General features: G+C 42.0%; 23 protein-coding genes and 1 pseudogene. 8 read left to right on the forward strand and 16 right to left on the reverse strand.

Going from position 1 to position 26991, the window contains the following annotated elements; genetic code table 11:
- Nucleotide 1: 1 nt before the first annotated feature.
- Entirely contained in the window at nucleotides 2-295 is a 294-nt protein-coding gene (locus tag V7K67_RS24820; protein ID WP_012410920.1) for a type II toxin-antitoxin system HicB family antitoxin, read from the reverse strand.
- Nucleotides 296-460: 165 nt separating this feature from the next.
- Between V7K67_RS24820 and V7K67_RS24825 the strand changes: the two genes are divergently transcribed.
- A complete protein-coding gene (locus V7K67_RS24825; protein WP_335168821.1) occupies nucleotides 461-685 on the forward strand; it encodes a hypothetical protein in 225 nt (74 codons plus the stop codon).
- On the opposite strand, the gene V7K67_RS24830 is transcribed toward V7K67_RS24825, so the two are convergent.
- The 4 genes from V7K67_RS24830 to V7K67_RS24845 form a co-directional block, all read right to left on the reverse strand.
- Entirely contained in the window at nucleotides 661-2754 is a 2094-nt protein-coding gene (locus tag V7K67_RS24830) for a tetratricopeptide repeat protein (RefSeq protein WP_335168823.1), read from the reverse strand. The two genes, V7K67_RS24825 and V7K67_RS24830, sit on opposite strands and share 25 nt — an antisense overlap.
- Before the next feature lie 60 nt (nucleotides 2755-2814).
- Nucleotides 2815-3252, reverse strand: a complete 438-nt coding sequence (locus V7K67_RS24835; protein ID WP_335168825.1) for a hypothetical protein — start codon at nucleotides 3250-3252, stop codon at nucleotides 2815-2817.
- 238 nt (nucleotides 3253-3490) lie between these two features.
- Nucleotides 3491-3880, reverse strand: a complete 390-nt coding sequence (locus V7K67_RS24840; protein WP_334732125.1) for an agenet domain-containing protein — start codon at nucleotides 3878-3880, stop codon at nucleotides 3491-3493.
- Nucleotides 3881-4177: 297 nt separating this feature from the next.
- The gene (locus V7K67_RS24845) at nucleotides 4178-5131 is read right to left on the reverse strand and encodes a lysylphosphatidylglycerol synthase domain-containing protein (protein ID WP_335168827.1); all 954 of its coding nucleotides are present in this window, start codon (nucleotides 5129-5131) and stop codon (nucleotides 4178-4180) included.
- A 150-nt stretch (nucleotides 5132-5281) separates the two neighbouring features.
- On the opposite strand from V7K67_RS24845, the gene V7K67_RS24850 reads away from it, so the two are divergent.
- Nucleotides 5282-6241: an alpha/beta hydrolase gene (locus V7K67_RS24850; RefSeq protein ID WP_334707782.1), complete on the forward strand. Its 960-nt coding sequence runs from the start codon at nucleotides 5282-5284 to the stop codon at nucleotides 6239-6241.
- Between the two features lie 45 nt (nucleotides 6242-6286).
- Here the strand turns inward: V7K67_RS24850 and V7K67_RS24855 are convergent, their stop codons facing one another.
- Nucleotides 6287-12415, reverse strand: coding sequence for a trifunctional serine/threonine-protein kinase/ATP-binding protein/sensor histidine kinase (locus tag V7K67_RS24855; protein WP_334732122.1), 6129 nt, complete (start codon nucleotides 12413-12415; stop codon nucleotides 6287-6289).
- Nucleotides 12416-13313: 898 nt separating this feature from the next.
- Here V7K67_RS24855 and V7K67_RS24860 point away from each other — a divergent pair.
- Nucleotides 13314-14144, forward strand: coding sequence for a peptidoglycan-binding domain-containing protein (locus V7K67_RS24860; protein WP_335168829.1), 831 nt, complete (start codon nucleotides 13314-13316; stop codon nucleotides 14142-14144).
- A 707-nt stretch (nucleotides 14145-14851) separates the two neighbouring features.
- Here V7K67_RS24860 and V7K67_RS24865 read toward each other — a convergent pair.
- On the reverse strand, nucleotides 14852-16246 hold the full coding sequence (locus tag V7K67_RS24865) for an NB-ARC domain-containing protein (RefSeq protein ID WP_334729382.1): 1395 nt from the start codon (nucleotides 16244-16246) through the stop codon (nucleotides 14852-14854).
- Nucleotides 16247-16693: 447 nt separating this feature from the next.
- Between V7K67_RS24865 and V7K67_RS24870 the strand changes: the two genes are divergently transcribed.
- Nucleotides 16694-17239, forward strand: a complete 546-nt coding sequence (locus V7K67_RS24870; protein ID WP_334729381.1) for a fascin domain-containing protein — start codon at nucleotides 16694-16696, stop codon at nucleotides 17237-17239.
- Between the two features lie 160 nt (nucleotides 17240-17399).
- On the opposite strand, the gene cobO is transcribed toward V7K67_RS24870, so the two are convergent.
- Nucleotides 17400-18077 (reverse strand): cob(I)yrinic acid a,c-diamide adenosyltransferase, encoded by a 678-nt coding sequence (gene cobO, locus V7K67_RS24875; RefSeq protein WP_334729380.1) that lies wholly within the window; start codon nucleotides 18075-18077, stop codon nucleotides 17400-17402.
- 498 nt (nucleotides 18078-18575) lie between these two features.
- Between cobO and V7K67_RS24880 the strand changes: the two genes are divergently transcribed.
- A complete protein-coding gene (locus V7K67_RS24880; RefSeq protein WP_334729379.1) occupies nucleotides 18576-18788 on the forward strand; it encodes a transposase DNA-binding-containing protein in 213 nt (70 codons plus the stop codon).
- Here the strand turns inward: V7K67_RS24880 and V7K67_RS24885 are convergent.
- From V7K67_RS24885 to V7K67_RS24895, 3 genes are all read right to left on the reverse strand, one after another.
- Entirely contained in the window at nucleotides 18733-19395 is a 663-nt protein-coding gene (locus tag V7K67_RS24885) for a class I SAM-dependent methyltransferase (RefSeq protein WP_334729378.1), read from the reverse strand. The two genes, V7K67_RS24880 and V7K67_RS24885, sit on opposite strands and share 56 nt — an antisense overlap.
- A gap of 105 nt (nucleotides 19396-19500) precedes the next feature.
- The gene (locus V7K67_RS24890) at nucleotides 19501-21765 is read right to left on the reverse strand and encodes a cation:proton antiporter domain-containing protein (RefSeq protein ID WP_335168832.1); all 2265 of its coding nucleotides are present in this window, start codon (nucleotides 21763-21765) and stop codon (nucleotides 19501-19503) included.
- A gap of 254 nt (nucleotides 21766-22019) precedes the next feature.
- Nucleotides 22020-22838 carry a class I SAM-dependent methyltransferase gene (locus V7K67_RS24895; RefSeq protein ID WP_334729376.1) on the reverse strand — a complete coding sequence of 273 codons (819 nt, stop codon included), beginning with the start codon at nucleotides 22836-22838 and terminating at the stop codon, nucleotides 22020-22022.
- A gap of 45 nt (nucleotides 22839-22883) precedes the next feature.
- Between V7K67_RS24895 and V7K67_RS24900 the strand changes: the two genes are divergently transcribed.
- Together V7K67_RS24900 and V7K67_RS24905 are read left to right on the forward strand one after the other, a co-directional pair.
- Nucleotides 22884-23606, forward strand: coding sequence for a class I SAM-dependent methyltransferase (locus V7K67_RS24900; RefSeq protein WP_442943924.1), 723 nt, complete (start codon nucleotides 22884-22886; stop codon nucleotides 23604-23606).
- Nucleotides 23607-23670: 64 nt separating this feature from the next.
- A pseudogene (locus V7K67_RS24905) lies at nucleotides 23671-23928 on the forward strand (Uma2 family endonuclease); the annotation flags it as partial.
- Nucleotides 23929-23943: 15 nt separating this feature from the next.
- Here the strand turns inward: V7K67_RS24905 and V7K67_RS24910 are convergent.
- The gene (locus V7K67_RS24910) at nucleotides 23944-24240 is read right to left on the reverse strand and encodes a hypothetical protein (protein WP_334710854.1); all 297 of its coding nucleotides are present in this window, start codon (nucleotides 24238-24240) and stop codon (nucleotides 23944-23946) included.
- A 28-nt stretch (nucleotides 24241-24268) separates the two neighbouring features.
- Complete coding sequence (locus V7K67_RS24915; protein ID WP_334729374.1) at nucleotides 24269-24736, reverse strand: VOC family protein; 468 nt, start codon at nucleotides 24734-24736, stop codon at nucleotides 24269-24271.
- Between the two features lie 77 nt (nucleotides 24737-24813).
- Here V7K67_RS24915 and V7K67_RS24920 point away from each other — a divergent pair, with 77 nt between their 5' ends.
- On the forward strand, nucleotides 24814-25317 hold the full coding sequence (locus V7K67_RS24920; RefSeq protein ID WP_335168836.1) for a DUF4385 domain-containing protein: 504 nt from the start codon (nucleotides 24814-24816) through the stop codon (nucleotides 25315-25317).
- Between the two features lie 299 nt (nucleotides 25318-25616).
- Here V7K67_RS24920 and V7K67_RS24925 read toward each other — a convergent pair whose 3' ends face one another.
- From V7K67_RS24925 to V7K67_RS24935, 3 genes are all read right to left on the reverse strand, one after another.
- Complete coding sequence (locus V7K67_RS24925) at nucleotides 25617-25814, reverse strand: hypothetical protein (RefSeq protein WP_334729372.1); 198 nt, start codon at nucleotides 25812-25814, stop codon at nucleotides 25617-25619.
- Between the two features lie 236 nt (nucleotides 25815-26050).
- Complete coding sequence (locus V7K67_RS24930; protein ID WP_334729371.1) at nucleotides 26051-26635, reverse strand: hypothetical protein; 585 nt, start codon at nucleotides 26633-26635, stop codon at nucleotides 26051-26053.
- Nucleotides 26598-26991, reverse strand: a 394-nt coding sequence (locus V7K67_RS24935; protein WP_334729370.1) for a hypothetical protein, incomplete at its 5' end; no start/stop codon positions are given. The genes V7K67_RS24935 and V7K67_RS24930, both read right to left, overlap by 38 nt.

Below are 26991 nucleotides of genomic sequence, written 5' to 3' on the forward strand. Positions count from 1 at the left end.
CTCAGACCTCTATAGGAATTTGTTCCAGCAAAGAACCACCTGTGGGAATTTCTTTATTTTGTTGACGATAGGCAAGAACCATTTCTTTGGTTGCATCTTGTAACATAGCTCTACATTCTTCTATGGTTTCTCCTTCTGTGATAACTTCTTGCCATTCAATAAGTTGTCCCATATATCCGCTATTAGTTTTTGTATATTTTGCAGTGTATGTAATTAACATTGCTATGTTTGTGAAGATAATTATATGATTTATCGTAGCTGATTTTTTGTTGTGGGAGACATTGCTCTTCATCATTCATAACTGCATAATAGCGTAGGCGTAGCCCGTCGTAGACATCGCTTGTAGATTTACACTTCTTTTCTAGAGCCTACGCCTTTACAACACCATCATTCCACCTCAAAACGCGAAACGTCGAGCTTAAAACTAAAACATTGTCACTTAAAACAGGAACATTCTCGTTTGGAACAGAAATATTCTCACTGGGAACAGGAACGTTCTCGTTTAGAACAAGAACATTTTCACTTGAAACAAGAACGTTCTCGTTCGGAACACGAAACTCCGAGTTCAGAACATGAAAGGCCGAGTTCAGAACACGAAAGTCCGAGTTTAAGCGATCGCACTTTTCAGTTTTATCACGGTACGCTTTGCACAAAACTAGCTTATTCTGGATTTGGGGGGAGGTGATCGCGAAGATTTGCTAGATTTTCACAAACAGTAACAGTCTTGGGATGATTTACCCCTAACTGTTGCTCAAAAATTGCCAAAGCTTGTAGGTAAAAAGGTTCGGCTTCGCTATATTTCCCTTGAAAGTCGTAGAGTTCCCCCAAGTTGTTGAGGCTAGTTGCAATATCAGAATGTTCTTCACCCAACAGGCGTCGCTTGATTTCCAAAGCTTGCCGAAACAGAGGTTCAACTTCGCTGTAATTTCCTTGGGAGTAGTAGAGTTCTCCTAAGTTGTTGAGGCTTTGTGCAACATTGAGATGTGATTCTCCGTGCAGGCGTCGCCTGAGTTCCAAAGCTTGCAAATGTAGGGATTTGGCTGTGCTGTATTTTCCTTGGGAGTAGTAGAAATATGCTAAATTGTTGAGGCTAGTTGCAACATCAGGATGTGACTCTCCCAGCAAGTGTCGTATTATTTCTAGAGCTTGTAGTAACAGGGGTTCAGCTTCGCTGTATTTTCCTTGGCAATAGTAGAGTAATCCTAAGTTATTGAGGCTAGTTGCAACATCAGGATGTGACTCGCCCAGTAGCCGTCGCCTTAATTCTAAAGCTTGCAGGTGCAGGGGTTCAGCTTCGCTATATCTTCCTTGAAAACGGTAGAGTTCCCCCAAGTTATTGCGACTAGTTGCAACAACAGGATGTTCTTCTCCCAGCAAGCGTCGCTTGCGTTCTAGAGCTTGCAACTGAAGAGGTTCGGCTTCGCTATATTTTCCTTGGCAGTAGTAGAAATAACCGAGGTAGTCGAGGCTGGTTGCAAAATCGAGATGTGACTCTCCCAAGCGTTTTTTGATAATTTCTAGACAAAGCTTACACCAATATACAGCCTGGTCATATAACCCCTGACCATTGTAAAATCGGGCATTACTCATGAAAGCCCAAATTAAATCTTCATCCCTGACATATTGAGTGAGATTCTTCGCTACTTCTGCTATGTGAGGTATGGCGGGAGTGACATCAGTGATTTGCTCAAGGGTGGGAAAATCAGGAATATCTTTGGCAACTGCTAGCATTACCTGGCAAAAACTCTGCTTAAATTCCTCTGCCTTATCTAAACCTGTAAGCTTATATTGGAAAAACTCCCTCAGCAGTGGATGTAATTGATAGATTCCCTCACCTTTGCGCTGGAGTAAATGCAGATTCAGCAAGTGATCGTCTCTAATTTCCTCTAAATCTTCCTCATCTTCTTCTGATAAACACAGTTCCACCAAGTTCCAAGATATGGGTGCGGCTGCAAATAAACTCAATAAACAACCCAATTGTTTATCGCTGTCTTCTAATTCCTGCCAACTCAACTCAAAGGCTGCTAACACACCCCGTTGTGCTGTCATATCAGCTTCCGACTTAGATTTAGAGAGGGAACGCTCATCTAATCGCTTGTTCTTCAACCGCCGCAACATTTCTGCTAGAGATAAATCCTGTTTCCGCGCCAGATAGCGCCCCACTAATTCCACACCCAAAGGTAAATATCCCAGCCATTCACACAACTGATTTGCTAAAGCTAATTCTTTTTCAATTCGCCCCGGTGTTTCTTTGAGTAAAGACTTTAATAACTCCAGCGCCGCCTCTGGTTGCAGCACATCCAAAGATAACTGTGCGATGCGTCCCAACTTCTGGCGCGTAGTCATCAACACTTTAAACCGAGAAGGTAGCGACTGGAAGTAAGGCTTGACTTCCTCATAGTCGCTGGCATCATCCAAAACTAGCAGCACATCACCCTCACGCCAACGCCGCCAACAGTATTGCACTTTGGCGAGTAAATCAAAATCTTCTGGCGGCTTTAAATCAAGCTGCGTTCTGGCAAACTGCACAACTTGAATGCCCACATCTCCAGTCTTTGCTAGCAACCAACAAAGCCCACCGTTGTATGTTTCGCGGTATTTGATGGCATATTGTAAGGCGAGTTCTGTTTTACCGACTCCACCCATTCCAGAAATAGCGGCAATGGCTACTTGTTTATTATCCTGCAAAAGTTGGTGGAGATTTTGCAATTCCTCTTCACGCCCGACAAACTCCAGCACCCCACTCAGGGGCAAATTTTGCGGTATTTCAGTAGAGGGATTTAACTTTGCCCGTTCCCGTTCGAGCGACTGTAGTCAATCAGGGGGATGATTGTAATTGATAGTAATGGGGCTATTGTCTACGCCTTGAAAGGTAGGAGCTTTACTCTCAATGCTTTGAAAACCTTGTCCACCATAAACATTTTGGACATTTTTACCTTGAACCTTGCCAATATTAATTTCTTGGTGAATCTGTTGGGCAAGGCTTTGAACTTCTTCGCCAAATTGGGTGTCGGTGTCCATTTCTACTTGTAGGTAGGCAGCAACAAAGTTTAAATCTTCCTTAGAACCTTGTTCAGCTTTTATTAAAGCTTGTTGTACTTTCGGCTTACCCTGGAACTTATCCCAAATTTTTTGACGCAGCAGTTTTAGCTTGTCCAGTGTACCTTCTGTTATCTTCTCTACGGTTTTTTCTATAGCTTTGGTGATTACCAAGGTTGCGATCGCAGCTGCTGTCAGTGATACTGGCTCCATAAGTTTGCCAAAATATACGAGATTTTACTTATGATTCTCAGTCTAACAGAGCCAGGGCGAATGGAATTCGCGGCTACACAAACATAGACGCTTTGCGGCTTCCCGCAGGGTAGTCCGCAGAGGCGGACTAAGGAAAAATTGAGGGTTTGAAACCCACGGAGGTGGGTTTTGCCTGTGTAGCTGCGGTTTCTAACCGCCCTTTTATAAATTTAAGGGACTTATAAAAGTGAAATATTCCCTATCTGCTTACTCTGGAAGGTTTAACCCACTCATCCCAAGAGCTATTGTAGCCATCATAAGTAATTTTATAAAGATTGTTACTAACTTCTAAAACCCGCCCTTTATACCATTTACCCTTCCACAAAATTCTTACTGCATCTCCAGCTTGAAATGATGCCCGAAAGCGTGTAGCACCAACCCATTCATTCCAAGAACTGCTGTAACCATCGTAAGTAATATAGCACTTATCATCATTAACCTTAAGTACCGTAGCCGGATACCATGCTTGCTTCCAAAGAACCTCAGCCTTTTGTCCCACAGAACAGGGTGAGGCAGCAAAAGCGCTAGGAATTAATGTTCCTACCCAAGTTGCCATAAAGATGGCGCCAAACAATACTTTGTTTTTCATGATTATTTCTCTCCTCAAACAGTAAAACGGAATTTTGATGATGATTTATGGAAATCTACTTCAAAATTTGCAACTAACTGTTACTATTTTTATGGGGTTAAATTAGCGATCGCCTCAGCAAAAATTAGGAATTTCTGCCGCCGTGTGTGAAGTTAGCACCGCAGAAATCCGCATTGAAAATAAATAGTAGTTACAGATTTTACTTAGTTGATATAAATAAAAATAGAAAGGCTCAGATCCCCGACTTCTCGAAGAAGTCGGGGTTCTTGTTCTTCGTAGTCATACTGAAGCTCAACTTTACAATTTATTGATATTTTTTAACCTATCGGCTCTAAATCTAATTTCATATATTCCCAGCAAGCCTGCTGCAATCAGCAAAGGTAAAAAGTAGTATATTCCCCGATAAGCTAACAGTGAACCCAAAACTGCCGCCGGCGAAATTTTATCAGAGAGAAACAGCAACATCACAGTTTCAAAGACACCCAAACCGCCAGGAATATTACTAACAACACCTGCAAACATCCCTAGTAAATAAATTCCTAAAAAGTCTAGATAAGACAAAGGTATATTGCTAGGAAGTATCGCATAAAGAACCGCCGCAGCCAGAATCCAGTCAAAGCTAGAAATTGCAATTTGAGCTAGGGATATTGGTAAGGAAGGAAAGCGAAATTCTTGCTGACGAATGGTTAATGGTTGTCTAATAAAAATACTTCCCAACAAGTAAATAGCAATCAACAGCAAAAAAATTACACCGATGGGACGTACTGTTGCAAAAGGCAAATGTAGTTGTGTGGGAATTGTCAAAGGGTTGATCACAAATATTAACCCAGCAACGGCAAACATCCCCAACCAAAAGGTAAAATTAGCGAAAGCAATTACTTGAGCGATCGCTACTGCTGACACTCCCCAATTTGAGTAAAATCGATAACGGATAGCACTGCCAGTCAGCAAGGCAAAACCGATGGTATTACTAAATGCAGAGCTAATAAAGCTAGTGAAAGCGATCTTACTCCAACTTAGAGAACGATTAATGTAGTTAAAACCTAAGAGATCGTATCCAATCATCACTAGATAGCCCAAAGCTGTCAGCCAAATTGCCCAACTTAAGCGACTTTTGGGAATAGCAGCTAGAGAGTTGAGGATATCACGATAATTATACTGACGTAATTCGCTAGCGATCGCCCACAAAGAAAGCACTAGCAGCAACAAGCCAAACAAAGAACTAAAATTGAGTCGCAACTTTTTAAGCATCGTGAAGAAACTTATCCTAACTCTTGACTTTTAATTTACAACCAGTCGTAAAGTTTCCATCCTGTTGACACAGTATTGACATATCATTTGCATAAGCTTTTGAAGACAAGCAACAGATTACCCATGCCCAATGCTCAATGCCCTTCAAAGATGAACTACAAACAATCTAAAATTCTTTTGTTATTTTCAGTATTAACCCTATTTGGCTGTAATTTCTCCCAAAGTGTCGTAGCAAAACCACTACAGCAGCAAGATTTACAAACAACGCCTCCCGTTCTTTCAACCCAAGCTACTCTCTTAACCTACAAAATTGAAACCTACAATAGTAAAGCAATGGGTGCAAGTCGCACTTATGGCGTTTCTTTACCTCCTGGCTATGGAAAAAACCCAAAAAAAAGCTATCCTGTGATCTTTCTCCTCCACGGTGGACATGGAAGCCCCAATGATTGGTTTATTCAGAGCAAAGGACAAGCTCTCAATACTATCGAACAACTTTATACTACAGGTAAGTTGCCACCCAGCATTATCATTACACCAGATGGTAACGACAAACGCGGCTCCAGCCCCTACTGGGACTCCCAATATATCGATGGCCCTAACGGTAAAGTCTCCACAGCCGTGGGGAATGAGTTAGTAAAAGTAGTGCAAAGCCGTTATCGGACACGAACTAATCCAGATTTTTGGGCGATAGGTGGTTTATCTTCTGGTGGTTGGGGTGCAATCAATGTCGGATTACACAATGTAGATCATTTCTCGATTTTATTTAGTCATAGTGGTTATTTTCATGACAAAAGTGGCCCAGCAAATAGCCCCATATCTTATATTAAAAATGTTCCCACAAAAGCTCAAAAAAGGTTGAAAATCTACCTAGATTCGGGCACATCGGATACTGAAGAAATTAACGAGGCCGAACAATTTACTAAAGTCCTAAACAAACTCAAAATTCAAAATTCATTTCGTCAGTTTCCTGGCAGTCATACTTGGCAATACTGGCGGGAACATTTAGCCGATTCGTTGACGTTTGTCGGTGAACAATTTCGATCTTCTGAAATAGCACATGGAGATGATAATTCAAGTGTTAATCATCAGAGACATGCTCAAAATAATTAACAATTATTAGTAGATCTGATTGCATTCTGAATTCTGATTTAATTCTCAGTCAGTTTTAACCGCAACAGGAAGCATTATTGTAAACTCTGTTCCTTGTCCGAGAACAGAATCTACCTTGAGCATTCCCCCATGTCGTTCAACGACTATTTGTTGAGCGATCGCTAATCCTAACCCTGTTCCTTTACCCACAGACTTGGTGGTGAACAGGTAATCAAATACCTGTTGCTTCACTTCTTCAGTCATTCCGATCCCATTGTCTGCAATCCGAATCAAAACTTGCTGTCCATCTTCTGTGAGACGAGTTTGAATTATAATCTGATGGGGGGTTGCTTGAATATTTGCTAAATTGCGCTGCCGATGTGACTCTCCTAGTGCATCGATCGCATTTGCCAGCAGATTCATAAATACCTGGTTTAGCTGGCCTGCAAAGCATTCTACAAGAGGTAAATTGCCATAATCCCTCACCACCTCAATTGCCGGATGATGTTCATGAGATTTTAAGCGATGTTTGAGAATTAAGATGGTACTATCTATGCCATCATGTAGGTTGAAAGGTACTTTGTGATCCTTATCAGACCTAGAGAAAGTGCGGAGGCTGGTACTAATTTCATGGATACGATCGACTCCTAGCTTCATTGAGTCGATTAATTTAGGCAAATCTTCTCGTATATATTCCAAATCAATTGCCTTGATTTCATCTTCCAAATCCTGTCCGGGATTGGGTAACTTTTCTTGATATAGGTTAATTAGCCCAAACAAGTCTTGCACATAATCTTGAGCGGGTTTGAGGTTGCCAGCAATAAAGCCGACGGGATTGTTAATTTCATGGGCAACTCCGGCAACGAGGCTCCCCAGTGCTGACATTTTCTCATTTTGAACTAACTGAAGTTGGGTTTGTTGGAGATGCTGTAGTGTTTGTTCTAGTTGGGTTGCCTGTTGACGAGTTTTGATCAGTAAATCTGTTTGCTGGAGTGCAACTCCCATTTGAGCAGCAATTTGTTGGGCAAATTGAATCTCGGAGGCTTGCCAGTGACGAGGTTGACTGCATTGGTGAATACAGAGTAGTCCCCAAAGTTCATTATCTTGCATAATTGGCACAACCAGCGCGGCTCTAATATTGAATTGCTTCAACATCACCTGATGGCAATCTAGCACTTTATCTGTTTGGATGTCTGCCATTGCACAGAAGCGTCCCTGTTTATATAAGGTTGCGTAGTTTTCGCCAAAGCAATGATCTTGAATTTTGATCGCCAAGGCCGAAGGAAATTCAGGTAGTACGTCTTCGGCAATAAATTCGCCGTATTCATACCCTGATTCGAGATAAAATTGATAGATTCCCACCCGATCGGCGTTGAGAATGGGACGAATATTCTGGGTGACTGCACAGAAAATAGCATCCAAGCTTAAAGATTCTCGCATCTGGGTGACAACATTAAATAAGGTCTTCTGTTGGGCGAGCGATCGCTCTAATTGTTGAGCATAAGTCTGCGCTTGCTGATAGAGGCGGGCATTTTCCAGGGCGATCGCGGCTTGAGTGCAGAGCAGATTCAGAATTTCGACGCGTTCGCTTGTAAATACTCCAGTAGTCAGTCTATTCTCTAAATACAAAATTCCCAACAGTTTGCCTTGATGAATAATCGGTGTACACAACAAACTTTTAGGTTGTTCGCGAATAATGTAGGCATCACCGATTAATAAAGGATAGGTAGTTGCATTGATAATATTCGTGGATTGCAAGGTGCGTTTAACGTTATTGATCAGTGAAATAGGTAAATCCTGTGAGTCTTCTAGAGGCAGCGATTGCATTACTATTGATGACTTTCCAACTGTAGTAATTGCCTCAATCAGCAATCTTTGTTTTTCGAGTAGTAGCAAGACACATTTATCTGCTCCAGCGTTTTCGATCACAACATTCAGCAATGTCGCAAGCAGTTTTTCCAGCTGAATTTCACTAGAGAGTGTCTGGGAAGCTTTCAGGAGTGTTGCCAAATCTAATGCAACTGACACACCACTACTGGCAGATGTCGTGGAGTTGACATAATTTAAGTTTAAAGTGCCGCTATCAGCGGGGCTGATTGTAACATCAGCCATCATCTGTATTTTCTCTTGTTGCAAAATGGGGGCTAAAAGCTGCGGATAAGTTCGTTCTAAATCTTCAACCTTGGCTTTCGCTCCCCAACGAGAGTATGCATAGTAGGCATTGAGTAAATAATCTTGAGCAAGTCGCTCTTTGCCCCATCCCAAGTAAAATCGTGCCGCGAGTTCATTGGCTAAAGCTTCTTCATTCAGGTATTGATTTTCCTGAGCTAAAGCAATGGCAAAATCATAATATTCAACTGCCTCAACTTTATTGCCCAGAACGCGATGCCGTTCTGCTTCCACTAAATAATACTTGTGCAAATGATTGGCTGGAATATGGCCAGCCCACTTTTTGATTTTTTCCTGGTTAGCAATTACCTGTTGATGAATGGATTGTTGTTCGGCTTCAGAAACTTCAGAATAAATCGCTAAATGTGCCAGAGAGTGGTATGTGTGGAAAACTGGAACTAGGAATAAGCCTGTAGCACCACCCAAGTGGTTTTTGATGGCGATCGCAGCTTCAACGGCTAGCTCAAATTTACCAAATGTATAGCCAAGGACTAGTTTGCTGACATAGAAATAGCATAGCGCCGTCTGATCGCCCGATCGCTGGAGGATTGGCAACATTTCCTCTTGATCGAAGGCGTTACCAATCAGTTTCCATGCTTCTGAAGCATCGCCGATTAAATTCAAAATCGCCTGCTGAAAAATAGTTAGATGGCTGAGAAGCCCTTCCTGTTTAAGGTGAGTCAGTTGACTACGGAAAGCAATACTTTCCCGGCTGAGATCGCCTAGTTCTTTGCCAACAAACCAAGAGTGCATAACGTAAACAAATGCACAAATGGTGGCCGATTCTAAATCTCCCGTTTCCAATCCACTTTGATAGCCTTCTCTGAGAAACGCTAAGGTATCCTGAAGCGGCTGCTTCCAGTGCCATACACTACACTGAACTCCAACATAGGTTCTCGCTTTCATTTCTTTGGCATTCAACCGTTCGAGTAACAAGTACGCTAGTTGTGCAAACTGATAGCCAGACTCAATGTCTCCGATTACCCCACATAACATCAGTCCGTAGTAGGCATAACCATTTGCGGAGTATGAAATATTGCCATGTTGAATCGATAAATTCACCTGCTCAAGAATAATAAATGGTAAAAGAGATGGCGCAACAACATAAGCAGAAGAAGAGACATTTGTCAAAATTCTGATGGCGGCGATCTTTTCTGGCTCTGTCATCTGGGGTAGAGTAATTAAATCTAACGGCTGTCTACCTGCCAAAATGGAGTTAGTTGCTGCACACGCCTGGGCAATATCTGATTCGTTCGGTTCATGGGGAAAACTGATTCCGAGACACTGCAAAATCTCCAGGGCAATTTGTACTGCCTCTAGAAATTGATGTTGGGCTTGAGCTGCTTGAATCTTGATTTCATAGACTTTGACGGTATCTAACAGGGTGCTGGCGTATTCTAAAATGACTGCCGCAAATTGTGGCATCTGCTCTAGATTGCCACTCAAATAAGCAGCCTCGGCAGCACCTTCATAAAGTGCCAAAGTTAACTGATATTGTGTTTGCCAGCCTTCCTCTGCCAGTAAGGCAATGCCTGTGCAAAGATACTCAAAGGCTGCTGTGTAAGCAGTTGTGGCTCTAGCTTTCCTGCCAGCTTGTAGATTGAGTTGAGCAAGTTCAGTTTGCTGCGATCGCTCACTAATTAGATTTTTGCCAATATTAAATTGGTTGACAATTTCAAAAAGCTTTTCGTCTTGCTGCGCCAAGGTTGTATTCTTTAGCAGTAGTTGCCCAATTTTGAGGTGAGTTGCTTGTTTTTGCTCCTCTGGAATCAGAGAATAGGCAGCTTGTTGGACGCGATCGTGTAGAAATTTGTAATTGGGTAATTGGCATGATTCACCCAATCTAGGCGATATCTGGTGACAAGACGCTTCGGAACTGGGTACTGGGTACTGGGTACTGGGTATAAATTCCTCAAAATTTGGTGGGGGATTTAGACCCGCCATCAAATTCTCCCAGTCCCCAGTCCCAGAGTTCTGGAAAAACTTATAAATTTCACTAGTTGGTAAAATCAAACCCTCTTGCAGAGCTTTCCATAAGTCTACGGCAGTCTCATCTGGGGATTTTTCATAGACAATTGCCAAGGTTGCCAGGTCAAAAGAGTTACCAATACAGGCGGCTAGTTTTAAGACACATTGGGTAGAAGTAGGTAACTTCTGAATTTGATGCGCCATAAACTCGACAACATCATCGGTAAGGGTCAGTTCTTGAATTTGAGCAATATCCCCTTGCCAATATCCCTTTTCAACATCAAAGGTAATCCATCCTTCTTCATACAATGCCTTGAGTAACTGGGTGACGAAAAAGGGATTGCCCTTAGTTTTCCGATATACCAATTCTGTCAAGGGTGCTGCTAGCGCTGGTGGACAACTAAAGGTATCGGCAATCAAATGATTGAGGTCGGATGGCTTCAGGGAAGTTAGAGCGATCGTGTTAATTACCGCTCCAGTTTTGCCAATGTCGCTCAGGGCTAGCATCAGGAGATGGCCAGGAGAGACTTCATTATCTCGATAAGCACCAATGAGCAACAGATAGCCCGTTTCTGTGTCACTCATCAGTAGTTGCATTAGATCGAGTGATGCCGAATCAGCCCATTGCAAATCATCCAAAAAAATCACTAGGGGATGTTCTGGGGTTGTGAGTACCTGAATAAACTTCTGGAATAGCAGATGGAAGCGATTTTGATCTGCACTTCCTGAGAGTTCAGGCGTAGGAGGTTGCTTGCCAATAATCCGTTCGAGTTCAGGAATGACCTCAATAATTACCTGCCCGTTTTCACCCAAAGCCGAGAGAATTTTCGTCTGCCATTGCTCCAGTTGGGCATCTGTTTCGGTAAGTAGTTGCGCCATCAAGTCTCGTAATGCCAGCACAAAGGCCGAAAAGGGAATATTGCGCCCAAACTGGTCGAATTTACCTTTGATGAAATAACCCCTCTGTCGGACAATCGGCCTATGGACTTCGTTAACGATCACTGTTTTGCCGATACCAGAGAAGCCCGCTACTAACATGATTTCTCTACTACCACCACTGATCCGGTCAAAGGCTTGCAGTAGGGTAGCTACTTCGGTTTCACGACCATAAAGTTTTTCTGGGATGAGGAAGCGATCGCACACATCCCGTTGAGCAATTGGGAAACTTTCAATTCTACCCGTTTCCTTGAGTTGAGCCAAACAAATTTCTAAATCATATTTCAGTCCTAATGCACTCTGATAGCGGTCTTCAGCATTTTTCGCCATCAATTTCATCACGATATCTGAAATCATCTGCGGAATTTCTTTTTCCCTCCTGTCTCCTGCTGCGCTATCCTGCTTCCTGCTTGTTAATTGTTCTGGTTGTTTGGCAATGTGACAGTGAATCAGTTCCATCGGATCGTTGGACTGGAAGGGCAGTTGACCTGTGAGTAATTCAAAAAAAGTCACCCCTAATGAGTAAAAATCACTGCGATAGTCAATACCTCGATTCATTCGTCCAGTTTGTTCTGGAGAAAGATAAGCGAGAGTACCTTCCAAGACCTGGAGATTTTTAATTTCTTGGGTTTCTCTAGGCAGCAGAGAAGCGATGCTGAAGTCAATCAGTTTAACTTGTTTGGTTTCTGGATGAATGACAATATTGGCCGGCTTGATATCTTTGTGGATGACTCGGTGCTGATAGAGTCCGTTGAGAATATCAGCTAGATGAATCGCGATCGCGAGAAATTCACTTAATTTTAGTGGTCGGACTTTAGTATATTCCCAAAGTGAAACGCCTCCAAAATCTTGCATCACAAGTGCATAGCTATTACGATAGGTTTCTAGACTGTAGGGTTGAACAACACCCGGTAAATCAAGATTTTTGGTGATTGTGTACTGATTGCGGAACTGCAAAAGTTCGCTAAAGGATGGGTAATCACGTTTTAGGTATTTGATGATCACAGGTCGCAGGTCTATATCTCGAATACCCCGATAGACAATAGTCCTAGAACTGAAATAAAGTTGCTCAACAACTTGATATCCTTCCATTACAACTGTCCAATCTAGTTCTATTGTCATATACCCTGACCTCATTCCAACAACTTTTTCTCAATGTCTATACTAATTAATTATTCCCAATTAATAGTTTTTTAACATCAAAATGTAATTCATTCTCCAAAAAAATCAGCCCAAGATTTTTTGGTAAATAATTGAATCTATTATGTTTTTTAGTAATCTAGTTATTAAGATAGATAAATAAGCAATAATTAATACGTAGATAAGTTGGAGAAAATTCATCAAATTATTAATTAAGATATACATATCAATCCTAAATCATTCGTAAACAATAGACATCTGGTGAAAATGAATGTAGAGACGTAGCACTGCTACGTCTCTACAAGGATTCTGGATAACGCATATTTAATTTCTGGAGATATCTAATTAGAACCCCGACTTTTCTAAGAAATCGGGGTTCTAAACCTTGCGATTTTTACAAATCAGATAGCATTGCTATATAGAAATCAAATTTAATTTATGAAAAATAATTTTTGATGATGTAGATGCAGAGAGGCTTAATGTAGGCTACCGCAGAGAACCAGAGAAAGCAGAGAGAATCAAGGTAGATTTTCAGGAATGATTTATAATTACTTATATTTTTCAGAACTAACCCTGTTGTTTCATTACGGTAAACACTGGAATATCTAATCAGAGTTTGCTTTTTTTTCTGGTCATAAATGAGCGATTGACAATGAGTTTTTATATGTTGTCAATGCCAGACAGTCAGTTAGCTAGTACTCCACCACATTAATTTTGATCAGATTCGCGGTAGGGTAGCGCAGCTGTGCTGCCCTACCGCGTAGTATCATCAATAGTTGAGAAGAAGCGATCGCGATCGCCCTTTCTTTTTCTCGGTGTGTAGTTGCCTACGCTGAACGTCACACATCATCTAACTTTTGGAACACCTTGCAAACAAGAAATGTTAGATTTATTTATTTCTACTTACCTAATTTTTGTAAACCAAGATACATTAAATGGTAGTTTAATCGCAAAGGAACCAAAACCTATGTCCGTTAGTAGCCCTGAAGTCATCCGTCATATATTGATTGGGCTGGGATATTTAGCTCCTGAGATTGATCCTAAGCCGGATCTCACTAAATTTGCTCCCTGGAAGCGGAATAACAACTCCTTGACAGATGATCCTACTGAAGAAGCTATTAAAAAGTTTCAGAAACAGTACCCACAAAGACTTACGGTTAATGGGAATGCTGATGCCGAGACTCGAACTGTAATGGAAGATACAGTCAAAGGGCTTCAGAATAGATTGAAGTTTCACGGTTTTGCAACCAATGCCGAAATTCCTCCCGACAAGCCTTTTTATGGCCCAGCTACTTATACAGCAGTCAAGAGATTTCAGAAATCTCAGGGTTTAACTGAAAATGGTATTGCTACTATTGAACAGCGTCAAATTCTACAGCAACCGAGTCTCACAGATAAGCCCCCAACTCCGCCTCAGTCACAACTCAAGCTGATAGATTTGTGCTTTCAATTCAAAAAAAATCCTCAAAATCCTTCTTACATTGCAGCGTTAAATAACTTACAACAAAATTTACCCAAGGATGTTTTACACACAGTTACTAACAAATGGAGGGGAACAAACGATCAAAACCCTGAGATTGTCAAGCTGACGAATCTCTTTACTTATTATGATGACAACAATGCAAACCATCGTGATGCACTAAATCACTTACAAAGTCAGATTACCCCAGCCATCTCTCAAGCATTTTTAAATCTCTGGAATAAGAAGTAAACAAATACAGCAGAATTCAGAATTCAGGAGTAAAACACGCTTTATACCTGGGTAACAGACTTAGCTTGTGTACCTCACTAACTTGAAATCTGCTGTAAGACATACAGTACCCGCATTTCTCACAAGTTTGAAATGCAGAGGGGCAGAGGGGCAGAGGGGCGGAGGGGATTGAACTTGGCACATTGAACTCTCCTCTGCTCCCCTGCTCCCCTGCTCCCCTGCACAAGCACAGGCTTTGAGCATTGGTGAGAAATCCCGGAGTAGACATCTGGTGAAAATGAATGTAGAGACGTAGCAGTGCTACGTCTCTACAAGGACTCTGGATAACGCATATTTAATTTCTGGAGATGTCTAGTAGAGAACAGGGAACTCTTAACTGGGTTGAAAGTGTTTTGATAGCAGGAAACAAGAAATCCAGTTCCCTCCCCTTTATAAGGCTACGGTGTACATACAAGTCAAATTACCCCCCTTAATCCCCCCTTATAAAGGCTACGGTGTACACACAAGTATATTCAGCAAGGGTTTCAAGCCTTTTAGCCCCATAAATACCCCACTTTTGGGCAACTGGAAACTCAATTTCTCCCCCTTATTTTAGGGCTAGGGCAACGAAACCGAGTTTTAGGTGGGATTTCAAGACTTGTGTGTACACCGTAGCTCTTGTTCGGAGAGAGGCTTTTAATCCCACGGCTTGCAGCTGTGGAAAGATGTCAATTTTGGATCTGGATGACCTGAGGAACGTTTTGTTGATACTTTTTAGATTTCATCTTGTAGCTAACTTTATTTTCGATTAATTGGTTATTGATATATTCTCTGACTATAGGCGACAGAGAGAAAAGAGCAGCATTTTTATGAACTAGCGATCGCTCTTGCAGAACTGACAAAACCTCTAGTAATTGTTGTGGTGATACTAAAGTGGATATTTGCGATCGCAATTCTGAAAATGAAACTGGCTGATAATTAATTGCTAGCCAGTGTGTAATCTGCTTTTCCACGTTTGATAACCGATTAAGATGTTGTTTGACTAGATAGTAAATCTCACCAAAAACTACTACATCCTGCTTGAGAAATTCGCCAATTCTGCCATCAAATAACTCTTGAATGGTAGTAGAGACGATATTTAATGCCAATGGATTGCCTTCATAGCGTTCAATGAGCTTGTTCCACTCGATATTTGAACCGCAAAAGTAACCCTTGGCATTAAATATTTCCTGTATTTCTTGTGTCTGTAACCCTTGTAATGGCAATACGCGAACGGGTAATTTCTTCCCTTCCATTCGCCTAATTTGATTTGGCTTTTCCCGACTTATTAGCATCAAGCAACTTTGATGGAGTGTTTCTCCTACTTGTCTAAAAAATTGACCATAATTTTCATTTTCTGGACAAGGGTAACTATAATCACCATTATCGGCAGCATCTTTTAAAATTGCCTCTGCATTATCTAAGATCAACAGACAACGATGTTTCTTGAAATAATTAATCAACTGAGAAATTCGACCTTCCACCGTTTCTGGTAAATGAGTTGACGGATCGGTTGATAAAACTTGGAGCAGATGGGCTAGCATATCTTTGACTGGTGGCGCATTGCGGAGAGTTCGCCAAATCACAAACTCAAATTGTTCTTGAATTTGAGTAGCCAACTTCATCGATAGCCAAGTTTTACCGATTCCACCCATACCTAATAGTGTCACTAACCGACAGCGATCGCCTATTATCCATTGTTCCAGCGTCGCCAATTCTGCTGTGCGTCCGTAAAAGATAGATACATCTGGTGCATCGTCCCAATCAATACAATTTAGGGTTGGGGATTCTAGATTTTGGGTAGGATTTTCAATGGGAGGTAATTGATAATCACTTGCTTCCAGTCGTAGGTTAAAAGCCTTAAAACAGCAATTGAGGCTTTGCTTATCTACTCCGATTTGACACCGAAATACTTTCATCAGGGTATCTGGATCTAAGCCAGTACGTGACCTGAGTTGTTCCAAAGTGTAACGTTGATCGGAGTTTTCCCAACTTTCTGCTTGACATTTAGCCGTGTGTAGTTTCTGAAATCCTTCAGTGGTGAGAATTACACCACGTTTACGTCTGGGTTTTTGTCGATTCATCACATCACAAGCCTATTGTATTTATCAATACATTTATGGACTAGCGAAATTAACTATTTTTGGTATCTTACCAAACTGACAAATAAAGTAAATAAATATACAGAAAATTTTATTGCCAGGAAAAATTTTGGTTATTTTGTACAAAATATAAAATTTTATCCGATGTTAAGCGAATTCAACCATATTACTTATCAAATCGCCAGAATTGCAAAGTCTTGCTGGGATAGGATTTTGGTGATTGAGGGTAATAAATTCTTAACTTCTTTCTTAAGTTCCTAAACTTCGGTTGTCAATATTGGGTTTGGATAGTCAAACTGTATTCAGTTCCAACAAATACCGATTGGAGCATTGTTTTTAACAATGTTTGAGCAGTGAAATTGCGGATTGCCGAAGTTTCATGAGTCACAATCTACTTGGTTCTGTAGTTTTTTCCTGAGGTATGTGAATATGTCTGTCATCAAGAAAATTATTGCTGGTTTTATACAACCTGTTGTTTCTGTTTTACTAGTGGTTTCTCTGGTATTTGGTTTTGCTAGCAATGCTTTTGCTCAATCTATTCCTTTAGTTAGCCTCAAAACAGGAGACACCATTGCCCTGCGATCGGATACTGGTAAGTATTTGAGTCGGATTAATCGTGGTAGCGTAAATCCTGCTGAAGCTGCAAAAGATGCTATTGATCCTTACTCTAAATTTAAGGTGACAGTTTTAGATGGCAATAAAGTCGCTTTACAGGCAGACACAGGTAAGTATCTGAGTCGCATTAATTACACATCAAATGGCAGAAATACCATTGAAGCTGCAAAGGATACCGTTGATCCTTATTCTCAATTTAATGTGAAAGTTTTAGACGGCGGTAAAATTGCTTTACAGTCAGATACTGGTAAGTTCCTAAGTCGTATTAATTACGGCGGTGCAGGTGGTCAAAATCCCATTGAAGCTGCAAAGGATACCGTTGATCCTTATTCTCAATTCCAGGTCGAAATCCTACCCTAGTATTTCTTTCGAGGTTAGAGAGACGCGATAAATCGCCGTCTCTACAAGGAATTTATCTGTCAATTAGTTCTTGACATACGAGAATTAAAAACCAGGTTTCTAATCTCAACAGAGATTCAGAAACCTGGTTTTTTAACAATTCTGAATTCTGAATTCTGATTTAATACTCAATTCCTGGTTGTGCTTTCACACCTTGATCGCGGAAAGGGTGCTTAACTAGAGTCATTTCGGTTACTAAGTCAGCACGCTCAATTAAAGCAGGTGGTGCGCCTCTACCTGTGAGAATAACGTGTTTGTTAGCGGGTTTTTGCGCCAAACCCGCTAAAACGTCTTCTACTGGTAAGTAAGCCATTTTGAGGGCGATATTGATTTCGTCTAACAATACCAGATGAAAGTCTGGGTTGCGGATGTATTCTAATGATTTTTCCCAAGCGGCGCTAGCTTTGTCAAGATCGCGATCGCGGTCTTGAGTTTCCCAGGTAAAGCCTTCGCCCATTGCGTGAAATTCTATCTGGTCTTCCCAATAGCTGAAAACCCTTTTTTCAGAAGGTTCCCAGCTACCTTTGATGAATTGAACGATCGCTACTTTATACCCATGACCTAGCGATCGTAACACCATCCCCAAAGCCGCAGTAGTTTTACCCTTACCGTTACCAGTATTTACAATAATTAACCCTTTTTCTGGGACAGCTTCTGCTATGCGCTTATCTTGCACTTCTTTGCGTCGCTGCATCTTTTTGCGGTACTGTTCATCAGTCAGAGATGAAGACATTACCTCATCAATCAAGCGCCCAATTTCTTGGTCTGGGTTCAATTCTTGTGGTGTATCGTTTTTCATCAAGCTTGTCTAGAAATAACTGTTAAAAGTGTTGGAAATGAACCAAAATCGTCTTACTTATCTAATTTCACCTAAATTACTTGATTGGAAATGTCCATTAAGTTTTCATGTGAAATATTCATAGTGTGCTAACTTTATTAATGATTTGCAGACAAGTATGGAAATATATATGATATACAAGGCGAACTCATAATTTTAGTTTTACTATTACTGTTTTAAACAATTTAATATGTTCATTAAAGTACTTTACTCAGAAAAATTTGTCTTTTTCTTGGATAGGTGAGCTGGGCGAGATAAAGATCACGCAGTCGGAGCAGCTGTACCCGGATTTCTCACCAATGCTCAAAGCCTGTGCTTGTGCAGGGGAGCAGGGGAGCAGGGGAGCAGAGGAGAGTTCAATGTGCCAAGTTCAATCCCCTCCGCCCCTCTGCCCCTCTGCCCCTCTGCCCCTCTGCCCCTCTGCCCCTCTGCCCCTCTGCCCCTCTGCATTTCAAACTTGTGAGAAATGCGGGTGTAGCTGCTAACCCACAAGCGAGTCTACCGGATATCATGCAAGGCGGGAATGAGATTCGTGCTGCATATCGATTATTTGCGGAAGAAGATGTTAAACATCAAGCATTAATTGAGCCTCACATCGCGGCTACTCTACATAGTATTACTTCTTCAGTGCCAGAGTTAAACCATCTGCGATCGCAACTAAACTTAGACTAACTCGCTCATCTTGATGCAGCTTTTGATTAAAGGCACGAATTCTTTTAGTTCTATTATCTTGCACTTGGGGATCGGCAACCCTGCCTGACCAGAGGACATTATCGATGGCAATCAATCCCCCCCGACGCACTAATTGCAGCGATCGCTCATAATAGCCATCATAGTTGCTCTTATCTGCATCGATGAAAGCAAAATCAAAGGTTTCCGCTTCTTCAGTTGCTAGTAGCCGATCCAAAGTCTCCAAAGCTGGGGCAATATGCAGTTGAATTTTATCCGTCACTCCAACTTCCTGCCAATAGCGTTGAGCGATCGTTGTAAATTTCTCACTAATCTCACAGGCTACCACCTTACCGTCCCCCGGTAACGCCAATGCGACCACCAGGGAACTATAACCTGTAAATACCCCAATATCCAAAGTTTTCTTAGCTCCCAACAACTGCACCAGCAACGCCAAAAACTGCCCTTGTTCGGGAGCAATCTGCATTCTCCCTATTGGATACTGGGCTGTTTCCTGTCTTAATCGGGTTAAAATTTCCGGTTCTCGCAGAGAAACTGATAGTAAATAGTCGTAGAGGTTTTGTTCGAGTCCTAATGTTTTAGTTGTCATAAAGTCCGTTTCTCTTTTGTCTAAATCCCATACATACACCTTTGATCGGTAATATGCAGAAAACCCCGAAAAGTCCTATATATTCAAGCAAAGTCAAGGCATCGCCTATGGCACTGTAATTACCGCTACTGGGCAATGGGCTTTACTCAAAATTGCATCGACTCTGTGACCGAAGAAAACGCGACCTGTAACCATGCGGATGTTACTTCCGAGAATAATTAGGTCAACTTCCTGGGTTTGGGCAAACTTGAGGATTTCCCTTTCGGGGCTGGTTCCTTGAAGAATATAGGTTTTGACATCAGCGCCCAGATTACGGCCAATTGCGGCTTGCTGTTCGAGCAAATCATGGGCAATTTCCTTGACTGGATTTAGCGATCGCTGTTCATAAAGAATATACTCAACTTGTGGTAGATTAATCACGTTAACAATCATCACTAATGCCCCGGTTTGAGCTGCGATCGTACTTGCCATCTCTACGGCATTTTTGCTGTATTCTGTCCCCACCGTTGGCACGAGAATCTTTTTCAGCTGTTGTTGAGGGATTTTGCATATCTCGCCTTTGGGTTGGGGTAAGTGCGACTTCACCACCATCGTTGCACAAGGCGCTTCTTGGACAACCCGATCAACAAGCAAATTGAATAATGCTTTTTGGGGGCGGATCTGTTCAGAAGCTCCTAATACAATCAAGTCATAATTTTTGTTGGCTTCATTCAGAATTACTTCGGCTTTATTACGCCCAGACTCCGTTTTTGTTTGCAGGTTGGTATCAGCCGGTAGCTGCATTTCCTCAGTAACAGAAGCTAAAGCTTGCTCGGCGGCGGTGTCTTTAACCTGGGTTGCCTCCGTTCGGCGGGCTCTGCTTTGAGGTTGCTTATCACTCAGGGCATATAGAGAGGTAACTTCTATCGAGTTTTGGTGAGCTATGTAACCGACTAATTGCGCCGCCAGTTGGATGTTGGGGCCACCACTAGTTGGGATTAAAACACGCTGAATCTGTTTGATAAAGCTGCGGCTATCCTGTTCTTCTTGTTCCAAACGTCGAGCTTCTTCTTCACCCATAACTACTTTTGACAAAGACCAGCGCAAAAGCGGCGGAGCCATTAAGGAAGTGACGATCGCTACCATGACAATAATCGAGTACATTTGGGGATTCAACACTCCCAAAGATAAACCAATAGTAGCAACGACAATTTCCATCGCCCCACGAGCATTCATCCCCGAACCCATCGCCAAACCTTCCCAGTGACTCAAGCCGCCGACGCGAGAACCGATGTAAGCACCTGTAAATTTGCCAACACAGGCGACAGCGAGAACAATTAAGCCAAATATCAATGTTTGGGGGACTAACAAGGTTAGCAAGTTAACTTTTAAGCCAGCTGAGGCAAAGAAAATTGGCGCTAGAAAGGCTACTGTGAAGACTTCTAGCATGTGTCCGGCTTCATTGCTAAAGCGGCGGGATTGACCTGCTAGAATCCCCAGTACGAAAGCACCTAATGCTGCTTCTAAACCTAATGCGTGGGTAAGTGCTGCTGCCGAGAGCGAAAGAATCAGCACAACCGAGATACTCGCGGCGATCCCACCAACGGAGTCATCAACCCAGCGTAAAATCTGATCTACAATAGTACGCCCGATTGTGAAGGCGATCGCGAGAAACAATATAGCCGCACTCACAGAATGGAAAATTGTCCCAAAGTCAAATTTGCCGCTACTAGCTAGACCTGAAACCACAGAAAGTAAAATCCAGCCGATGGTGTCGTCAGTCATTCCAGCTGCTAAGGTGACTTGACCAATGTCACGACGAATCAGGTTTAAGTCCATCAGCACTTTTGCAATCACTGGGACTGCTGAAATACTCATTGCTGTGGCGATAAATAGACTGAATACCAGCCGCTTTTCTGGGTCGGCTAAAAAACTATTTGGCAATAGCCACCCCAATCCAAATCCGCTGATAAAGGGGACAATAATTCCGCCCAGTGAGATAAGTAGAGCCGTTTTACCCTTACGAAGAATCAGCTTGAGATCCGTTTCCAACCCAGTCACAATCAGCAAAAATAACACACCCAACCAAGAAATCACCGAAAGTAAATCAGATTGTTCTTGACTTTTGGGAAAGATTTGTGCTTGTAAATCTGGAAGGAGCAAGCCAAATAGAGAAGGACCAAGCAACACACCTGCCAGTAATTCTCCAACAACAGGCGGTAGGTTAATCCGGCGCATCAACTCACCTAATCCCCGCGCTACCAAAAGCAACAGTGACAGTTGTATTAGCACCAACAGCAACTCATGATGACCGAGAGGTTTAATTACACCGTCACCTGCTACTTTCTGTGCAGCGAGTACAGGTACTAACATCAGGGACAGGTTTTGCATAATGTCCAAAGGTTGGTTTAAAGGGGTTGCTTAAGTAAATCCTGAAAATGTTTACTTTCACATCGGCCTATGAGATTAAACTGTCATTATCCTGAGACATCTGGTAAAAATGAGATGGGCTACAATTCGTGAATTGTGCCTACCAAGGATTTCGGGCAACCCATAATTAATTTTTGGAGATGGGTATGTATTAACGGCAAGATGATTCTGCGCGATCGCCCGAAGTTGTCAGGGGTAAAGTTTTGATCATCAACCTATTTTCTGGCGCGAACAAAAAGCTTTGTAGTGTCTTCCCAAATACCTTGCTCGGTTGCTCGTTTCTCAATTTCAGTTTGGTACTCAACTTGCAACTGATTTAATTGTTCTTCTGATAATGTTGACAACAGGCGATTACCTTTAAAATTAATATTAATTGCTGTCCAAGATAACCCGTTATTCTTAAGAGGTCGATAACGTCCTGATGGCTCAATCTTAATTTCGATATCTCTAAAACCTGCCTGATTTAGCAAATCATGACATTTTTCTGGAGTCCCCAATGGTTCTAGGATGTGTGGTAGTGATACGCCCAAAACTTTCGCGCAGAGACTCTGCTGAAGAGATGCCATAAAAGCAGTTTCGGGAGGACAGGTAAATGCTATAAACCCTCCACTTTTCAAGCAGCGATGCCACTTTTGCAAAATCGCAAGGATATCAGGAAAAAGGACAATTGCCTCACAGCAAAAGACAACATCAAAACTACTATCACTAAAGTTGAAATATTCGGCATCAGCCTCGAGCAATTCAATATTTTGTAATTTGGCTGCGGCAATCTTTTGTCTTGCTTGATGCAACATTCCAGGGGTCATGTCAATTCCAATCACGTAGCCCTCTGAACCAACTTTTTCAGATGCGGGTATCGCAACTAAACCTGTTCCAGTTGCCACATCAAGAATTTTCTGTCCCGAATGTAGTGGAACAAATTCAAGTAGAAGTTTGGCTTCTAGAGGATGGCGAGTATCTTTTTCATGGTCATAAGTTGTTCTACTGCCATAAAATTCTCTTAGTTGCTGCTTATAACTATCTAGATCAGTCATAACCAAATGTCAAATTTTCTCCACTTTATCGTAACTCTTGTTGTGATGTTGAGTTGCTGGCTGCTGAATCCAACCCTAACAGCACAAGCCGCGACTTCATCCACCACTGTTTACGAACAACGGATCATCCACAGTCCAGATGGTATCGGCAAATATTACATGGGGCGCGAAATCGCCAAAGTGATGGGATACACCAGCGCTGGCTGGCTAGAACGTCCCAGCCGAGAGGGAGAGGAACAGCCAAATAAGGTAGTTAACGCCCTCAATCTGAAACCTAATGATGTAGTGGCAGATATTGGCGCTGGAACAGGTTACTTCAGCTTTCGCATCGCGCCGCTATTAACAGCAGGTAAGGTGTTGGCTGTAGATGTTCAGCCAGAGATGTTAGAAATCATTGATTTGTTCAAAAAAGAGAAAAATATTACCAATGTTGAGCCTGTTTTACCAACCCTTAGCGACCCCAATTTATCATCTGAAAGTATTGATTTGGCGTTGATGGTGGATGCTTACCATGAACTTGAGTATCCCCAAGAAGTGATGCAAGGAATTGTGAAAGCACTTAAACCAGGTGGTCGAGTGGTTTTGGTTGAGTATCGGGGTGAAAATCCCTTTATTATGATTAAAGGTCTGCACAAAATGACTCAAAAGCAAGTCCGCCAAGAAATGCAAGCTGTTGGTTTAGTTTGGCGTGAAACTAAAAACTTGTTACCTCAACAGCATTTAATGGTGTTTGAGAAACCTGATTCTAGCGATTTATTGACAAAATAAAGCTTGGGCGGTGTGTCTGTAGAAAAATATAATAAAGTAAGACTCCTTGCCAGAGCAGAAAATCATGGTCAACCTATCACTCAAACAGCGAATTCCTCCTTTAGAAAATGGCGATCGCCTCACTCGCTACGAATTTGAACGACGCTATCAAGCAATGCCCCGTCATCAAAAGGCAGAATTAATTGAAGGAGTTGTATACTTGGCATCCCCATTACGCTTTGAAAGTCATGCTGAACCACATGGTCATACAATCACTTGGTTGGGAGTTTATGAAGCATCAACTCCTGGTGTGAGATTGGGAATTGAGCCAACAGTCCATTTGATGATTATTTTGGCATCAGTCTATTTTTTGGGGAATGAGACTGGCGCTTTTGGTTGCACTATCCCAAACAATCCAGCTAAGAGAATTATCTAAATCATCGGCGCTATTTGAAACTTTAAAATATAACTTTTCTGCACGTTTTCTTTCAATAGCAAAGTCGGCATTTTGAGCATAAACGACGATAAAACCTTTCTCTCGCAAACAATACATCGCCCAAGCTTTCAATGATTGCTTGTATGGTTCGTGTGGAATTGGCGGTTTTACGATCGCGTCTTCAATTACTTGAAATATTTGCGTGAGGTTTGCGGTCATAGTAGATACTTTTGTGATTACCCCTAAGTTAACTAGCTTCTGGATCGCAACGAATTTCAATCATAAAGCCATCTGGATCGTAAAAATACACTCCTCTACCAGTGGGACGAGTGACTGGGCCGTATGCGATCGCTATTTTATTTTCTCTGATTACTGTCACCGCGCGATCGAATAACTGCGGATCGATGTCAAAAGCTAGATGGTAGGCTCTGGTGAAGGTCTTTTCTGGATCTGGGTTTGGTGGTGTTAAATCGGGTTCCCCAAATAAATCCAGAATTGTACCATCTGGGGTGATGAAGTTGGCTACTTTCCCAGATGCGACAAGTTCCACGAGAGTTGCAGGTACTTCGTCGCCTGTGAGTTCGTGCAAACCCAGGATTGTGCCATAAAAATAGCGGGAAGCCTGCATATCCTGGACGTTGAGGGCAATATGATGCACTTTACGCAGATTTCCTGGCGCAAGGACATTGTTTAGGGATTGGGTGCTGGATAGCATAGTAGAACAAAATCTCTTTAGTAAGATAGAAGTTGAACTTTTTTCTTAAAGCTTACTATTTTTAATAAAAATCTATCATGGCTTTTGATTATTCTTTAGACTTTAAAGTTATTGATTTTCGCCAAAATCCTGAACTCTATCGTGTTGGCAAGGGTGAGCAGGGTGTACTTTTGGTAGAACCATACAAATCAGAAATTCTTCCTTACTGGCGGTTTAAAACTCCTGAGATTGCTAGAGAGTCGAGTGAAAAAATTTATGAGATGTTTCTTGATTATTTAGATAAAGATGATTTTGTTGGTGCGGATATGGCACGGAAGTTTATCCAAATGGGTTATACTCGCTCTCGCCGTTATGCTAATCATAAAAGTGGCAGGAAATATAAACAAAATTTCGAAACTTCAGATACCAAAAAAGAAATTCTTCCTTATGAAGTAGACCCCGTGAAAGCGGAATCAGCAGCAATATTTAAAGCTAAGTGGTTACAAGCAAAGACAAATGAGAAATATCAAGAGCTTTTAGCCAAACATAAGCAGATGTATGACAATATCTCACCTTTGCAAATAAATATGCCTGGCGATTAGAAATCAATACTGTTCGGTTAAGACAAGAGACGCGATGAATCGCGTCTTTATATCGGAGTATAAACTATGGACTGGCAACAGTACATTCATTCAGACCCTAAAACTCTGCTGGGTAAGCCAACTGTGAAACAATATCTTTTACTTACAAGGCAAACTCTCATTTATGAGGAGAGAGTGAACAACTACGGAATATCACTTCATGAAACTGGATTTAGATCTCCGACTTCTTCAAGAAGTCGGGGATCTGGATAACAACAAATTACTGCATGAACTTTTGCATTATTCTTTCGCAAACCCAATCAATCATCACTTACATCGTCAATCATTTCTGGTACTAAAGCTGGGTTACTTTTACGTTCTTCTGGTGATTGCTCCCGGATAACATCGTCGATTCTCCGAGGGTGTTTGATTTTGTCCAGTACCTCTGGACTTAATTGTGATGCCTCACCTTCTGGATTCGACTTTTCAGCTTGATTAGGAACTGTTTCTTTATTCATCACTATTTCCCCAAACTTATAAGCCAAGCTTAAGTTTTTTATGGTGAGGTACACACTATCTTGAGACTTAATTTCAGATAGCGGTGGGTAAGAAATGCGTCACCGAACAACCCATCGTACTCTTACGGAAAAGCAAGCTACGGGTAGCATCTCGCGGAGAAAACATCGCGCTTTGTAGATTAAAGATTCAGCAACACAGCAAAAATGGAGTTCCCTCGGTGCGCTCGCATTTCCCCTTATTCACTCACTGAAACTTGACTGCGGTCAAACAACCACCCATCGCCGACTATTTCCTCTAGGCGTTGATTGAGTCGAGGGAGGAAATATTCTGGATCAATTTGCTGGACATACCAAGTATCAAACGCTTCCTGTGTTTCAATTCCTTGGGCACTTGCCGCACCTAATATAATTTTGAAACTATCCTCCTGAAGTTCCTTTAACTGCGGATGACCTTCACCTCGGCGGCTGCAAAAGAAGATTGCCGTTGCTCCTAGCACAGCTTCTAGTTCATCGCCTTGAGGAACTCTATTATATAAAGCACGGATAAGTCTAATGGTTTGTCCTAAAGGTGCTTGAATATTCAGCGTCAACCAGATTGCTTGAGCTAGGTAAACTAAACCGTTACTTTCATCTGCTACACCTAAATTACTCAAAACTGTTACCAAATTACTATATGCACGAACCTGTGTAAGTGCTGAAACAGCTTGCAGATTTAGTTCTAATTGCTTAGGTTTATCTCCAGTTTCACCTGCCCAATAAGCCATATTTGCCAGAGTAGTGGCTTTACCTTTGACATCGCCAATCTGCTGTTGTATTTCCAAGGATTGCTCCCAGAGTGCGATCGCTCTCGGTATGTCCCCTTGGTCCGCGATTACCCATACCAATCCCATGCCCAACGCTAACAGCGATTTCCTGCTCTCTCGCCAGGGACTTCGAGTCCCCGACTAGACTCAGGCTGACAAGCTTGCCCACAACGGCCAGGAAATCAATTTCCTGGCTCATAGCCGAAGTCCGCTCAAGCGGACTAGAAATTCCCTCCCCTAAATCCTCAGTCCTCTTCAGAGGACTTTCGCTATTAGTCGGGGACTTCGAGTCCCCGACTAGACTCAGGCTGACAAGCTTGCCCACAACGGCCAGGAAATCAATTTCCTGGCTCATAGCCGAAGTCCGCTCAAGC

The sequence above is a fragment of the Nostoc sp. genome (assembly GCF_036917155.1).
GTDB lineage: Bacteria > Cyanobacteriota > Cyanobacteriia > Cyanobacteriales > Nostocaceae > Nostoc.